The 14,582-nt window shown below is 61.8% G+C and carries 11 protein-coding genes; 8 read left to right on the top strand and 3 right to left on the bottom strand.

What is annotated here, in order from left to right:
* Positions 1–25: 25 nt before the first annotated feature.
* A complete protein-coding gene (locus tag IMCC21224_RS08595; protein WP_047994996.1) occupies positions 26–1,759 on the bottom strand; it encodes a serine protease in 1,734 nt (577 codons plus the stop codon).
* A 160-nt stretch (positions 1,760–1,919) separates the two neighbouring features.
* Between IMCC21224_RS08595 and IMCC21224_RS08590 the strand changes: the two genes are divergently transcribed.
* The 8 genes from IMCC21224_RS08590 (at position 1,920) to glmM (ending at position 12,391) form a co-directional block, all read left to right on the top strand.
* Positions 1,920–2,861, top strand: a complete 942-nt coding sequence (locus IMCC21224_RS08590) for a glycine--tRNA ligase subunit alpha (RefSeq protein ID WP_047994995.1) — start codon at positions 1,920–1,922, stop codon at positions 2,859–2,861.
* Between the two features lie 135 nt (positions 2,862–2,996).
* Positions 2,997–3,476, top strand: a complete 480-nt coding sequence (locus IMCC21224_RS08585; protein WP_047996991.1) for a DUF6446 family protein — start codon at positions 2,997–2,999, stop codon at positions 3,474–3,476.
* The gene (glyS, locus tag IMCC21224_RS08580) at positions 3,476–5,527 is read left to right on the top strand and encodes a glycine--tRNA ligase subunit beta (protein ID WP_047994994.1); all 2,052 of its coding nucleotides are present in this window, start codon (positions 3,476–3,478) and stop codon (positions 5,525–5,527) included. The genes IMCC21224_RS08585 and glyS overlap by 1 nt, the downstream gene beginning before the upstream one ends.
* A gap of 70 nt (positions 5,528–5,597) precedes the next feature.
* Positions 5,598–8,147, top strand: coding sequence for a putative PEP-binding protein (locus IMCC21224_RS08575; RefSeq protein WP_082135165.1), 2,550 nt, complete (start codon positions 5,598–5,600; stop codon positions 8,145–8,147).
* Between the two features lie 163 nt (positions 8,148–8,310).
* Positions 8,311–8,946, top strand: a complete 636-nt coding sequence (locus IMCC21224_RS08570; RefSeq protein ID WP_047994993.1) for a cell wall hydrolase — start codon at positions 8,311–8,313, stop codon at positions 8,944–8,946.
* 126 nt (positions 8,947–9,072) lie between these two features.
* Entirely contained in the window at positions 9,073–9,999 is a 927-nt protein-coding gene (locus IMCC21224_RS08565) for a dihydroneopterin aldolase (RefSeq protein WP_047994992.1), read from the top strand.
* 39 nt (positions 10,000–10,038) lie between these two features.
* Positions 10,039–11,058 (top strand): dihydropteroate synthase, encoded by a 1,020-nt coding sequence (folP, locus tag IMCC21224_RS08560; RefSeq protein ID WP_047994991.1) that lies wholly within the window; start codon positions 10,039–10,041, stop codon positions 11,056–11,058.
* Positions 11,048–12,391, top strand: coding sequence for a phosphoglucosamine mutase (gene glmM, locus IMCC21224_RS08555; RefSeq protein ID WP_047994990.1), 1,344 nt, complete (start codon positions 11,048–11,050; stop codon positions 12,389–12,391). Before folP ends, glmM begins: the two co-directional genes overlap by 11 nt.
* A gap of 65 nt (positions 12,392–12,456) precedes the next feature.
* On the opposite strand, the gene IMCC21224_RS08550 is transcribed toward glmM, so the two are convergent.
* Both IMCC21224_RS08550 and proS read right to left on the bottom strand, forming a co-directional pair.
* On the bottom strand, positions 12,457–12,960 hold the full coding sequence (locus IMCC21224_RS08550; RefSeq protein WP_047994989.1) for a DUF2937 family protein: 504 nt from the start codon (positions 12,958–12,960) through the stop codon (positions 12,457–12,459).
* A gap of 123 nt (positions 12,961–13,083) precedes the next feature.
* Positions 13,084–14,427, bottom strand: coding sequence for a proline--tRNA ligase (proS, locus tag IMCC21224_RS08545; RefSeq protein ID WP_047994988.1), 1,344 nt, complete (start codon positions 14,425–14,427; stop codon positions 13,084–13,086).
* Positions 14,428–14,582 lie beyond the last annotated feature (155 nt).

The following is a 14,582-nucleotide window of genomic DNA, read 5'->3' as shown; positions in this document are numbered from 1 at the left end:
GGGACGGGCGCGCATGCACCCCTGCTCAGTCCCAGCAGCTGACTAGCACCGTCATACCGACAGCCACAGCCGTCAGGTCTTCAGGCGCCATGATCGCATCGCCACTGGTGTCGCGCGCGCTCAAGCCAGCCTTGACCAATACACTCTGGATATCCGCCGATTTGACAGCGAAGCTTACATCATCCGGCAGTTGCCGCGCGCCATTCTGACGTGGCAGCAACATACCCAGAACCGCACCGCCGGAATCGAGCACCGGCCCTCCTGCATCCCCCGGCAGCGTCGCCATGGCGAGCCGTTTAAGGCTGGTATCCCCGTCCAGCCCGCGCAGATCCTCCAGCGTGCCAAAGGTCAGTGTCGGCGCGGTCAGCGCCCCGCCAAAGGAATAGCCCGAAACCGCGATCTCGGATTGCAGACGCGGCTGGTCAGACCTGAACGCGGCCAACGATTGCGGTGCCAGCGCCGCATCGGGGCGCAGGACCGCCACGCCCAGAACGTCATCCCGCGCCACGACGCTGGCGTCATAGCGGTCATCCAGCGTGATCCGCCCGCAGGACGCGACCGTTTCCGCCGATGTGACCACGGTGCCGGCCGCGTCGATATAAAAGCCCGATCCGGTCAGCCTTGGCTTGCGGATCTGCAGGCCTGCCAGCAGATCAATGGACGGTGTGTCATCCGACATGCTGCCGGGATCCAGCACAACCGTGCTTGTGGTAAAGCTGTCCTGCATCGCCCGCAGAACGCGTGTGCGGCGCTCCTCATCCCCTACGGGCCAAATCAGGGTGAACCCCTTGATTGCGCCATCACGCAGCCGCGCCTCGGTATGTGACACGATGCGGCTGTTGCTGCCGGTCAGGGTAAAACCCTCGCGGCGGCGTTCGCGCGGGCCCTCAAGTGGCACAATTTCAAGCGTCTGCATGATCTCGTACAGACCAAACAGTGTGGTCTGATCACCGGGCTGACTGATCAGCAGCACCCGCGCACCAAGGTCGGTGGTGGATTCAAAATGCACAAACGGCGATTCATATTTTTCGAACGCGACAACCCCCAGCGGCAGGTCGATCTGGATGCCGGCACGGGCCTCGGTCACCTGTTGCAGGTTCATCCCCTCAAGCACGGCATTGTATTGCCGCAGCAGCTCTTGGCGTTGTTTGGTGGTCAGAATCCCGGTGACGACATAGCCGTTTGCGGTCTGCCAAGCCGCCATGGAATTGCGGGTGCCACGGCCAAAGGCACCGTCGATGCTGGAGTCGTAAAAGCCCCCCCATTGCAGTGCAATCTGCAACGCCTCACGTTCATTGCGCAGCAGACGCGCCTCACTGGCGGCGGCTTCGCGCGGGGTTTCATCAACGGGCGCCGGTTCGGCGATGATGGCGGGTGCGGGTTCCGGTGTTACGCCCTGCGACGGCACCGACGGATCGGGCGCGCGCAGCAATGCGACGCCGACTGGCCAGAACTGACGCTGGAAATCGCCGGGTAAGGCAATAAAGCTGTCGCGCGGGATCTGGCCCAATGCGCGCAATTCACGCAGGCGCGCCTCGGCCTCGGGGCGAAGGTAGGGACCGAGCGCGATACCGTACCACCCGGCCCCAAGCGCAAACCCGTTCACATCGCGCAGGTAACTTGCGTAATCGCGCGCCCGGTCTTCTGCGCTGGTCAGCGATGGTTGTGCTTCGATCTGGACATATGCCATGTCCTGTGCCTGCGCGCCCCGGACCATCAGAAAAACCGCGGTCAGCAGCGTCAAAATCAATCGTATCATACCTGTGTATGCCCCCGGTACGTTCCACGTTTTATACGTTGTATCGGACTGTGTGTATCAAATGCCGCGCTGCATGCACGTCAAAATATGGCGAGCGCTGCAATTGACCCTTGTCCGCCATCAGCCTAAGCAGGCGCGGACATTACTTGGGGCAGATCGCATGGACCAGACCACCGGCACAGATGCGGGCAAACCGCGCAGCTTTCAGGAGATCCTTCTGCGGCTGCAATCCTATTGGGCCTCCAAGGGCTGCGCCATCCTGCAACCCTATGATATGGAGGTTGGCGCCGGCACGTTTCACCCCGGCACCACGTTGCGGTCGCTGGGCACGCGCCCTTGGGCTGCGGCCTATGCACAGCCGTCGCGCCGCCCCACCGACGGACGCTATGGCGAAAACCCCAACCGGTTGCAGCACTATTACCAATATCAAGTGCTGATCAAACCGTCGCCGCCCGACATGCAGGATCTATACCTTGGCTCCTTGCGGGCCATCGGCATCGACATGGCGCTGCACGATGTGCGCTTTGTCGAAGATGACTGGGAAAGCCCAACTTTGGGCGCCTGGGGTCTGGGCTGGGAGGTCTGGTGTGACGGCATGGAAGTGTCGCAGTTCACCTATTTCCAACAGGTCGGCGGCCATGACTGCCACCCCGTGGCGGGCGAGCTGACTTACGGCCTCGAACGGTTAGCGATGTATGTGCTGGGCGTCGATCATGTCATGGACATGCCGTTCAACGATCCGCAAACCCCGATTGCACTGACCTACGGTGACATCTTTCGCCAGACCGAGCAGGAATATTCCCGCTGGAATTTTGACGTGGCCGACACCGATACCCTGCTTCAGCATTTCAAGGACGCCGAGGCGGAATGCGCCCGTATCCTTGATCAACCGGCGGAAGACCCTAAGACCGGCAGGCGCATCATCATGGCCCACCCGGCCTATGACCAATGCATCAAGGCATCGCACCTCTTTAACCTGCTGGACGCACGTGGCGTGATATCGGTCACCGAACGACAGGCCTATATCGGCCGGGTGCGCACGCTGGCCAAGGCATGCGCCGATGCGTTCGTGCAGACCGAAGCCGGGGGCTATGTGGCCTGATGCAGCAGCCTTATCGCCCATCGGCGCGCCGTTCCGGCCCTGCCCCAGACAGGACCTGAACGCGTGGCACAGAATATCACTGGCAAGATCCTTGCCCTCTCGATCCTTGTCACAGCTATCGTGGCCGGGGCGGCGATGTATTATCTTCAGGTCTATGCCTTTTACGAACCGGTCATCGCCACCGGCACGGACGATGTGCAATTGACCGCCAAGGTATCGGGCGAACCCGAGGTCATCCTGTATGAGGATTTCCGCGCCATTGACGCCAATAGCTCTCCGATCCGCTACCGCGCCTGCTTTACCACGCCGATGGGGCTGTCGACCCTGAGCGACACCTACAAAGAATATGTCGGCGCAGCGCCCCGCGTCGCACCCGGTTGGTTCGATTGTTTCGACGCCGAGGCAATCGGCGAAGACCTTGAGGCCGGGCGCGCCATGGCGTTCACCAGCCAGCGCAACATCACTTATGGCATCGACCGCGTCATCGCCGTGACCCAGGACGGCCGTGGCTATATCTGGCACGAAATCAACGATTGCGGCGACAAGGCCTATGACGGCAGCCCGCTGGACGACACCTGCCCGCCGCCGCCCCACGACACAGACGGAGACACCTGATGTCCGACCTGCTGATCGAGCTTTTTTCCGAAGAGATCCCGGCCCGCATGCAAACGCGCGCTGCCGACGATCTCAAATCCCGCGTCACCGACGGGCTGGTTGAGGCCGGGCTGACCTATGCAGGGGCCGCCGCCTTTAGCACGCCGCGTCGCCTGACCCTGGCCATCGAGGGGCTGCTTGACGCCAGCCCAATAGTCCGCGAAGTACGCAAAGGCCCCCGCACCGACGCGCCGGAAAAAGCCATCGAAGGCTTCTTGCGCGGCGCGGGCCTGACCCGTGACCAGCTGGTCGAACGCGACGAAAAGAAGGGCCGCGTGTTCTATGCGGTGATCGAACGCCCAGGCCGCCCAGCCCCGGCGATCATCGCCGAAGTGCTGGAACAGGTCATCCGCAATTTTCCCTGGCCCAAGTCGATGCGCTGGGGCGACGGCACCTTGCGCTGGGTGCGCCCGCTGCATTCGATCCTCTGTGTGCTGACGTCCGAGGCCGGGTCAGAAACCGTGCCATTGGAAATTGATGGCATCACCGCTGGCAACACCACACGCGGTCACCGCTTCCTGGCGCCGGACGTGTTTTCTGTCACAGGTTTTGAAGATTACGCAGCCAAGCTCAAGCGCGCTCGCGTCATCCTCTCTGCCTCTGAACGGTCCGAAGCGATCTGGCACGACGCCACCAACCAGGCCTTTGCCTCGGGGCTAGAGGTTGTCGCGGACGGTGGATTGCTGGCTGAAGTTGCGGGCTTGGTTGAATGGCCGGTAGTCCTTATGGGCGAGATTGGCGCGGATTTTCTGGCGCTGCCGCCAGAGGTGCTGCAAACTTCCATGCGCGAGCATCAGAAATTCTTTTCCGTGAAGAACCCCGCCACCGGGCGGATCGAAAAGTTCATCACCGTCGCTAATATCGAGACGGCTGACAATGGCGCAACGATCCTTGCGGGCAACCAGAAGGTGCTGGCAGCACGGCTGTCGGACGCCAAGTTCTTTTGGGAAAACGACCTGCGCGTGGCGCGCGGCCCCGGCCTGTCGGTCTGGACGGACAAGCTGGCCGATGTGACATTCCACAACAAGCTCGGCTCGCAAAAGGACCGAATCGAACGCATCGCGGCACTCGCGCGCGAGATTGCGCCTGCCGTGGGTGCCGACCCCGATCTGGCGGAACAGGCCGCGCGTGTGGCCAAGGCCGATCTATCATCGGAAATGGTCTATGAATTCCCGGAATTGCAGGGCCTTATGGGTCGCTATTACAGCGATGCCGCAGGTCTTCCGCCGGAGGTTGCTGCCGCCTGTCAGGAGCATTACTCGCCCCTCGGCCCGTCCGACGACGTGCCGACTGCGCCCGTTTCCGTGGCTGTGGCGTTGGCCGACAAGCTGGACACGTTGACTGGCTTTTGGGCGATTGATGAGAAACCCACAGGGTCGAAAGACCCCTATGCGCTGCGGCGCGCGGCGTTGGGGGTGATCCGGCTGGTCGTGACCAATTCGCTGCGGCTCCCGTTGACAAGAATTTTCGCCGAAAATTCTTGGTCCACCGACCTGCTGTCATTCTTCCACGACCGCCTCAAGGTCTTCCTGAAAGACGACGGCATCCGCCATGACGTCATCGACGCCTGCCTAGCAATGCCCGGCAATGACGACCTTACCCTGCTGATCAACCGCGCCCGGGCACTTCAGGCCGTGCTCGATACCGAGGATGGCACCAACCTTGTGCAGGGGTTCAAGCGCGCCAACAACATCCTCACTCAGGCCGAGGAAAAGGATGGCGTCGAATACTCTTATGGTGCGGATGTGAAATATGCCGAGGAGGACGCGGAAAAGGCGCTCTTTGCCGCGCTTGACAGTGCCGAGGAGACAATCACCCCCGCAATGGTGGACGAGGATTTTGCCACAGCCATGCAGGCCATGGCCGCGCTGCGTCCCGCCGTTGACGCATTCTTTACCGATGTGCAGGTCAATGCAGACAGCCCCGTGCTGCGGCGCAACCGGCTTAACCTGCTCAGCCGGATTCGCACGATCTGCCTTCAGGTCGCGGATCTGACCCGGCTCGACGGCTGATCTGCGACCTGTCTCAGCTTTACACGCGGGGCAACAGGCGTATTCTGCCTAGGCGAAAAGAGGTGCTGCAGTGCAGAATATCCAGATCGAAGACCGCCATATCACACTGATCACGCCATCGGCACCGGTGGCGACGCCGACACATGGCGGGCGGGCGAAATGCCTGCAACGTCTCGTGCGGCTCGATCTGCCGGTGCCGTGCACCGTGGCGCTGTCGTTCGATATCGTTTTACAAATCGCGCGCGGCACCCTGCCAGATATCCCGGCAATCCTCAGCCACTTTGATCCCGGCACGCTGCTGTGCATCCGCCCCTCGTCCGAAGATCCCGATTGGGGCGGGCCCGGGGCTGTGCTGAACATCGGGATGAACACCGCGCGCCACGCCGAATTATGCGAAACCCTTGGGAATGAGGCCGCAACCTCGCTCTATCTTCGGTTCATTCAGGCCTATGCCATTCATGTCGCGCGGCTTGACCCCGACACGTTCGACGGCATCGCTGATAACGGCGCATTGTCACTGACTGAGGCGCTGGACGCCTACGAGGAAGAAGCCGAGGAACCGTTTCCACAGGATCTGGGCCGGCAACTGGCCGATGTGCTGACATCTATGGCGCGCGCGTGGGAGGGGACGACCGCACGACTGCTGCGTCAGGCCAAGGGCGCGCCGGTCGATGCCGGTCTGGGCCTTGTGGTGCAGGCGATGAAGCTGGGGCTGGGCACGGGCGAATGCGGATCGGGTGTGCTGCAACTGGTGGATTCCGATACCGGGCTGCCGCAGATCACTGGGCGCTACCTGAGCCAGAGTCAGGGCCGCGACGCCCTCGAAGGTGATGCCGCCTCGCTGTTTCTGGAACGCGACCCGCGCGGCCCATCGCTTGAGGAATTGGCGCCCGAGGCGTTCCGAGACCTGAAAATCCATGCCGCTCTGATGCGTCGTCGCCTGCGCGCCGAGATGCAGATCGAATTCACCATCGAGAATGGGCATGTCCACATTCTGGACGGCGTACGCGTGCGCCGGTCCGCCCGCGCCGCGCTGCGCATCGCAGTCTGTCTGGTCGAGGATGGCATTATCACGCCGCAAGAGGCGGTGATGCGGGTTGAACCGCGCGCGCTGTCGGAACTGTTGCACCGCCAAGTGTCCGAGGATGCACCGCGCGATGTGATCGGGCGCGGAATGCCCGCCAGTCCGGGGGCCGCCACTGGCAAAATCGTGTTCTCGGCCGCCGAGGCGCAGTCGAGTGCTGCGCGCGGCGACGCCTGCGTGCTGGTGCGGCGCGAAACGTCGCCCGAGGATATTCGCGGGATGCATGCGGCCAGCGCGGTACTGACCGAACGTGGCGGCATGACCAGCCACGCGGCGGTGATCGGTCGCGGGTTGGGCCTGCCCTGCGTCGTCGGGGCAGCGCGGATGAAATTCCATCTGCGCCGCAAGCAGATTGTTACCGAAGATGGCCGCGTCTTTCGCGAAGGCGATGTGATCACCGTCGACGGCACCAATGGCGAAGTGCTGTCAGGTGCGCCGGAGATGGTCGAGGCGACGCTGGACGATTCGTTCCAGACCCTGATGGCCTGGGCCGATGCCGAACGCGACATTGGCATCCGCGCCAATGCCGATACACCTGCCGACGCCCAGACCGCGCATAACTTTGCTGCCGAGGGGATTGGGCTGTGCCGAACCGAACATATGTTCTTTGAGGCTGACCGGCTGACCGTGATGCGCGAGATGATCTTTGCCGACGCGACCGAGGATCGGCGCGCGGCACTGGATCAACTGCTGCCGATGCAGCGCGCCGACTTTACCGAGCTGTTCACCATCATGCAGGGCAAACCGGTCTGCATCCGCCTGTTTGATCCGCCGCTGCACGAATTTCTGCCAACCGACCGCGCCGGCCTGCGCGATCTGGCCGAGGCGCTGGCCTTGCCAGTCTCGGACGTCACCCGCCGGGTCGAGGCGATGGGCGAATACAACCCCATGCTGGGGATGCGTGGTGTGCGTCTGGGCATCACCGTGCCGGAAATCTACGACATGCAGGCCCGCGCGATCTTTGAGGCGACTATAGATGCCAGCCGCAATGGCGACCCAGTGGTTCCCGAGGTGATGATTCCGTTGGTGTCGACCCAGCGCGAGGTCGAAATCGTGCGTGCCCGTGTCGACGCAGTGGCCGCCGCTGTGCGGGCTGAACGCGGCGTCAACTTTACCTATCGGCTGGGCGTGATGGTCGAGACCCCCCGCGCCTGCCTGCGGGCCGATGAAATCGCGCAACACGCGCATTTTCTGAGCTTCGGCACCAATGATCTGACGCAAATGACCTATGGCCTGTCCCGTGATGATGCCGGGCGCTTTATGTCCGACTACGTGCAGCAAGGGGTCTTTCCCGAGGATCCATTTCACCTGCTGGATGTCGACGGTGTCGGAGAGTTGCTGCGCATCGCAGTTGAGCGCGCGCGCAGAGCCTCACCCGATATCACGGTGTCGATCTGCGGCGAGCATGGTGGCAACCCCGAATCGATCCGATTCTGCCGAAATGCCGGTTTCGACTATGTCAGTTGTTCACCATTCCGGGTTCCGGTGGCGCGACTCGCTGTCGCACAACTCGCCCTGCGCGACAAGATGAGGTAGGTAAAACAGGGCATTTCGCCCGATCTGGTGGAATTCCGCCCATGGCAGCAGCCATGCCGGAACCGCATGGCTGGTTAACTGGACGCAGGTTAAAATTTTGTCTAAGACGCCTTGGTTTTGTGCGGCATGACGTGCCGTAATGCTTCGAAGGTAGAGAACCACCATGATTAGATCTTTTGCATTTGCCATTCTGGCTGGACTTTGTATTGCATCCCCCGCATTTTCAGACGTCAAATCCAACCACGCCAGCGCGCTACTAAAGATGGAACAGCGCGGCCTCAGCGCCGTCGGACCTGCACATCTCAAGACGTTGGTGACACCACAGCCTGTGACGGCGCAGGATCTGCGCTATGATGCTGGTTTTCTCAGCACCATGTCGTCGGCGCAAGGTGGCGCGCAATGGCAATGTCTGGCCGAGGCGCTGTATTTCGAGGCCCGCGGCGAGACGGTCAAAGGCCAGTTTGCGGTGGCTGAGGTGATCCTGAACCGGGTGGACAGCCCGCGCTATCCCAATTCGGTTTGCGGCGTGATCAATCAGGGCACGGGCCGGAAATACGCCTGCCAGTTTTCCTATACCTGTGACGGTCGGTCGGACGCTATTCACGAGGTTTCGGCCTTTTCGCAGGTTGGCAAGGTGGCACGCGTCATGTTGTCCGGCGCGACCCGCGCGCTGACTGATGGCGCCACGCATTACCACACCGGCGCGGTCAGCCCGAACTGGGCACGCAAATTCCCGCTGACGGCGCGGATCGGCGACCATTTCTTTTATCGTCAGCCCACCCGCCTCAGCCAAAACTGAGCCGCAATCGGCGCTTCACGTGCCGGTCAGGCTTTTTTGCTTTTTTCGCCGCCGCTACGGGTGGATAGGTTGGAGATCCGGCCAACCCGGGGTAGACCGAACACCGCCCCGGACCGAAAGCAAGAGATGAGCACAGATATTCGACTGGCCTTTGCCCACCCATCGGAACGAGCAATCGCCACGGCGGGGGATGCACCGCGCGACCGCATTTCGCTGCGCGATCATGTGGTCGAGGTCGACATCGGCGCGTTTCAGGCCGAACGCGGCACAACCCAGCGGATCAGTTTTAATGTGGTGGTCGAGGTGATGCCATTCACCGGACCACTGGACGACGATGTTGATCGCATCTTGTCCTACGACCGCGTGACCGAAGCCATTGCCTTTGAACTGGACGCCGAGCGCGTCAACCTTTTGGAAACCCTGGCCGAACGGATCGCCGAGCGGATCCTGTTGGAGCCCCAGGCGATGCGCGTCTTTGTGCGCATCGAAAAGCTGGACCGTGGCCCGGGGGCGTTGGGGGTCGAAATCGTCCGCGCCCGTCAGGATATCGACACCAAAGACGGAGAATCCGCGCAGGAACCACCCCACCCGAAAGTGGTGTATCTGTCAAATGCCGCCATTTCCTCTGAGGCCCTCAATCGTTGGATCGACGGTTTTCAGGCGGGTAACGTGCCGGTCATTCTGGTCGTCGGGGCGCCTGATACTGCCCCGCCCGTTGCCGCGAACACAATGGTGCAGCGCCGTATCGACCTGCTCTCGATTGAGCAGAACGGTTGGGTTCTGGCGGGGCGCGATTCACGTTGCAAGGTCGTCGCCACCCGGACCGAATTGGACTGGGCGATGAAGAACGCCCAGATCTGCATCTGGGCCCCGTCCAAGATGGTGCTTGACGCAACGCATGGCCCCGTCACACCGGATGGTGAGCCACTCGCCCTCGCCGTGTGGCTGGCTGAGCAGTTATCTGCACGCGAATTTGTCGCGATCGGCACGTTCCAGCCTATCGCAACGTCCATCCCGGCACGTGTGGCAAAGTTGGACGATACAGTGATCTGAGCGCTTGCCAAGCTGTGCCCGATACAGCATTCAGGCGCCATGTCAGAGTATTTTCGACCTTTGGTCCGCAACGATTTTCCCCGCCCGACCGAGGCCCTCTGTATCGCCGGAGGGACAGGTTGGTTCACCCATGCCGAACTTTTGCGCCGCGATGGCCATTCGGAACGGGTCGATATTGACGCTATTCCCGGCCCTGTGCGCGATGCACTGTCGCGGCCGCGCGGTCCGATCCTTGGTATGTCGCTGGACCAGCCACGGATCATGGGGATTCTGAACGTCACACCAGACAGCTTTTCGGATGGCGGCCACAATATCGGCCCGACGCGGGCGACAACGCGCGGCCTGCAGATGGTCGAGGATGGCGTTGACATCATAGACGTCGGCGGGGAATCCACCCGCCCCGGAGCACAGCCCGTCCCAGTCGAGGCCGAGATCGCCCGGATCGAGCCGGTGATTACGGCGCTTGGCCATACACTGAACGCGCCGATATCGATCGATACACGCAAGGTCAGCGTGGCAGATGCCGCAATCAAGGCGGGCGCTGCGATGGTCAACGATATCTCGGGCTTTACCTATGATCGCATGCTTGCGCCCTACTGCGCGCGCTTGGAACTGCCCGTTTGTGTCATGCATGCGCTTGGCGATCCCGAAACCATGCAGGAAAATCCGCGCTACGATAACGTGCTGCTGGATGTTTATGACTTCCTTGCGGCGCAGGTCGTGATGCTTGAACAATCGGGCATTCCGCGCAGCCGTATCATCGTCGATCCCGGTATCGGCTTTGGAAAGGCGCTGCAGCACAATCTGGCAATACTCAACGGCATCAGTCTGTTTCACGGTCTTGGCTGCCCGATCCTGATCGGGGCCTCGCGCAAGGGGTTTATCGGGCGCATCGCTTCGGTTCCCGAAGCCCGCAAACGTGCGCCCGGCTCGATCGCTGTGGCGCTCGCTGCGGTGGCCCAAGGCGTGCAGATCCTGCGGGTCCACGACGTTGCCGAAACCCGTCAGGCACTGGCGCTTTGGTGCGCTGTTCAACACGGAGAGCGATATGGTGCGTAAACTGTTTGGCACCGATGGCGTGCGCGGCACGGCCAACACGCCGCCGATGACCGCGCAAATGGCGATGGCACTGGGTGCGGCGACCGGGCGCTATTTCCGACGCGAACGTGGCGGCGTGCACCGGGTGGTGATCGGCAAGGACACCCGCCTGTCGGGCTACATGTTCGAGAACGCGCTGACGGCGGGCCTCACCTCGACCGGCATGAACGTGCTGCTGCTGGGTCCGGTGCCAACGCCGGCTGTCGGTCTGCTGACACCGTCGATGCGGGCTGATCTGGGCATCATGATCTCGGCCAGCCACAACCCAAGCCAGGACAACGGCATCAAATTTTTTGGCCCCGACGGATTCAAACTATCCGACGAGGCCGAGAGCGAGATCGAGGCACTGGTAGAGGCCGGGGTCGAGCCGTCCTCGGCCGATCAGATTGGTCGCGCGCAGCGAATCGACGATGGCCGGTATAGATATCAGGAACGGGTCAAATCGACCTTTCCGGCTGGAATGCGGCTCGATGGAATCAAGGTGGTGATCGACTGCGCCAATGGTGCGGCCTACCGCGCCGCACCGGACGTGCTGTGGGAACTGGGTGCCGAAGTCATCAAGATCGGCGTTTCTCCGAACGGCCACAACATCAACGAAGATTGCGGATCGACCCAGCCGCGCACCGCCGCCGAAACCGTGGTGGCGCACGGAGCCGATGTGGGCATTTGCCTCGATGGCGACGCCGACCGGGTGATGATTATTGATGAGACCGGCAAGGTAGCCGACGGTGACCAGATCATGGCGCTGATGGCCGCCCGCTGGGCAGAAGAAGGCCGCTTGCGCGACGGTACGCTGGTGGCGACGGTGATGTCCAACCTCGGGCTCGAGCGGTTCATGCACAGCCGTGGCCTGACATTGGAGCGGACCAACGTGGGCGACCGATACGTGGTCGAGGCAATGCGCCATGGGGGCTGGAATCTGGGTGGGGAACAGTCAGGCCATATCGTGATGACCGACTATGCGACCACGGGTGATGGCCTGATGGCAGGATTGCAGTTCCTTGCAGAAATGATCCGAACAGGCCAGCCTGCCAGCCATCTGGCAAACAACTTCGAACCGGTTCCACAACTGCTGCGCAATGTTCGCTACACAGCTGGTCAGGCACCGCTGGACGCGGAAAATGTCAAAGGCGCAATAGCAGAGGCCGAGGTGGCGCTGATTGGCAAGGGGCGCCTATTGATCCGAAAGTCCGGTACGGAACCGCTCATCCGCGTGATGGCGGAATGCGAGGACGAATCCCTGTTGGAGCAGGTGATAGACAGTATCGTAGCGGAGGTCCGCGCGGCGGTCTGAGGGGAGGAAAAGAGTTTTCTCGAAAACTCTTGGCAAGACTTTTACATAAAAGTCTTGCGCACTGCTCAGGCGGCGGTGCGGCGTTTGCGGCGAAAAACGCTCGACAGTATCGACAGGAGCAGGCTTAGACCGCCCCAGCCTGCGGCAAAGCCAGTGACGGCAAAAACAGCGCCTTCGAACGTCGCAGGAACTGCAGGTTGATAGCTTTGCCAGGCGCGTTCTGCGATCTCCGAGTCTGCAAGATGGCTGGCAAGTTTGACGCGCATGAAGGGCCCTGCGCCATTGAGGGCTGCAATATCCGCGCTCAGCCGGGTATGGCGCGAGATGGTCTGAGTCATGCTCGCTGCGTGAGCCGCGCCAAAAGCACTGCCTTTGCGTAATTCTCCCAGAGCCTCTTCGCGTGTCAGGCCAACCTTTGCCGCGTCCCGGTCGAAATGTTGCACAATGCGCGACAACTCGTCCACCGCACCGCCCAACCGCTGTGTGTATTGCTGCGAAAATTCAGGAAACTGCGACAGGCCCGCCGCGCCGGTCAGTCCTGCCACCATCGTCAATACCCGCAGGATCATTGCGCGTGCCTCTCAACCACAGCCCTCTTCGCGGGGCGCGAGCGGAATTATAGCAGATCCGTGGTCGTACAGAAAGCCCGGCGCGCAGCGGCTGCACCGGACCAATCGGGGCCAATCCGGCCGTCAGGCTGTTGTCTGGCCGTAGATTGCTGCGATCCGCGCGATGGCGATCTCGGGTGGCAATTCTTCGCTTTCGCCCGTCCGGCGCGACGTCAGTTCAACCACGCCATTTTTCAGCCCCCTGGGCCCGACCGTGATCCGCCACGGCAGGCCAATCAGATCCATCGTCGCGAATTTCCCTCCCGCACGCTCGTTGCGGTCATCATAAAGCGGCTCAAGACCCAGCGCGGTCAGGCTGCCGTAGAGCGACTGACAGGCGGCATCCGCCTCGGCGTCACCCTGCTTGAGATTGACGATGCCGCAATGGAACGGTGTCACGCCTTCGGGCCAGATGATGCCCTTGTCGTCATGGCTGGCTTCGATGATCGCGCCCAGCAGGCGGCTGACGCCGATCCCGTGCGAGCCCATGTGCACCGGCACTTTGCCGCCCTCGCCATCGGCGACCAGGGCACCCATGGCATCGGAATACTTGGTACCGAAATAAAAGATCTGACCGACCTCGATGCCGCGCGCCGTGCGGCGGCGTTCCTCAGGGACCTCGTTGAACAGCGCCTCATCATGCGTCTCGTCGGTGCGGGCATAGCGCGAGGTGAACTCCTCAAGCACCGCCTGGCATTGATCCACCGAATCGTAGTCGATCTGGCGATCGCCAAACTTCAGATCGGTGATCGCGCTGTCATAGAACACCTCGGATTCGCCGGTCTCTGCCAGGACGAGGAATTCATGCGTATCGTCACCGCCAATGGGGCCGGAATCCGCACGCATCGGGATCGCCTGAAGGCCCATGCGTTCATAGGTGCGCAGGTAGCTGACCAGATGGCGGTTATAGGCGTGCAGCGCATCCTCTTTGGTCAGGTCAAAATTGTAACCGTCCTTCATCAGGAATTCACGTCCACGCATCACGCCGAAACGGGGCCGTACCTCGTCACGGAATTTCCACTGGATGTGGTAAAGTGTCAGCGGCAGATCCTTGTAGGAGCTGACGTTGGAGCGGAAAATGTCAGTGATCATCTCTTCGTTTGTGGGACCGTACAGCATGTCACGATCCTGACGGTCCTTGATGCGCAGCATCTCGGGACCATACGCGTCGTAACGGCCGGATTCCTTCCACAGATCGGCGGATTGCAGCGTTGGCATCAGCATCGGGATATGACCCGCGCGTTGCTGTTCCTCGTGAACGATGGCCTCGATCTTGCGCAGCACTTTGTAACCCAGCGGCAGCCAGGAATAGATCCCGGCGCTGGCCTGTTTGATCATGCCCGCGCGCAGCATCAGCCGATGGCTGACGATCTGCGCCTCGGCGGGGGTCTCTTTGAGAACGGGCAGGAAATATCGGCTCAGGCGCATGTGGGGATCCCGGTAATTTGGCGTCGCAGAACCTCTATGACATTGCGCTCAGGCTCACAAGATCGCTCCGCGGGCGGTTTACCGCGCGCTGTATACCTCGCGGGGTGCTGAAATCGTCCCACCCGGACCACAATTCGATCCCCCCTGATATGCAC

It is taken from the genome of Puniceibacterium sp. IMCC21224 (assembly GCF_001038505.1).
GTDB lineage: Bacteria > Pseudomonadota > Alphaproteobacteria > Rhodobacterales > Rhodobacteraceae > Puniceibacterium.
This window is presented reverse-complemented; position numbering and strand designations above follow the sequence as displayed.

Bases quoted from the DNA above. Each gene is read 5' to 3' on its own strand.
- IMCC21224_RS08595 (WP_047994996.1), bottom strand. From the start codon at position 1,759: ATGATACGATTGATTTTGACGCTGCTGACCGCGGTTTTTCTGATGGTC.
- IMCC21224_RS08590 (WP_047994995.1), top strand. From the start codon at position 1,920: ATGGACCAGACCACCGGCACAGATGCGGGCAAACCGCGCAGCTTTCAG.
- IMCC21224_RS08585 (WP_047996991.1), top strand. From the start codon at position 2,997: ATGTATTATCTTCAGGTCTATGCCTTTTACGAACCGGTCATCGCCACC.
- glyS (WP_047994994.1), top strand. From the start codon at position 3,476: ATGTCCGACCTGCTGATCGAGCTTTTTTCCGAAGAGATCCCGGCCCGC.
- IMCC21224_RS08570 (WP_047994993.1), top strand. From the start codon at position 8,311: ATGATTAGATCTTTTGCATTTGCCATTCTGGCTGGACTTTGTATTGCA.
- IMCC21224_RS08565 (WP_047994992.1), top strand. From the start codon at position 9,073: ATGAGCACAGATATTCGACTGGCCTTTGCCCACCCATCGGAACGAGCA.
- folP (WP_047994991.1), top strand. From the start codon at position 10,039: ATGTCAGAGTATTTTCGACCTTTGGTCCGCAACGATTTTCCCCGCCCG.
- glmM (WP_047994990.1), top strand. From the start codon at position 11,048: ATGGTGCGTAAACTGTTTGGCACCGATGGCGTGCGCGGCACGGCCAAC.
- IMCC21224_RS08550 (WP_047994989.1), bottom strand. From the start codon at position 12,960: ATGATCCTGCGGGTATTGACGATGGTGGCAGGACTGACCGGCGCGGCG.
- proS (WP_047994988.1), bottom strand. From the start codon at position 14,427: ATGCGCCTGAGCCGATATTTCCTGCCCGTTCTCAAAGAGACCCCCGCC.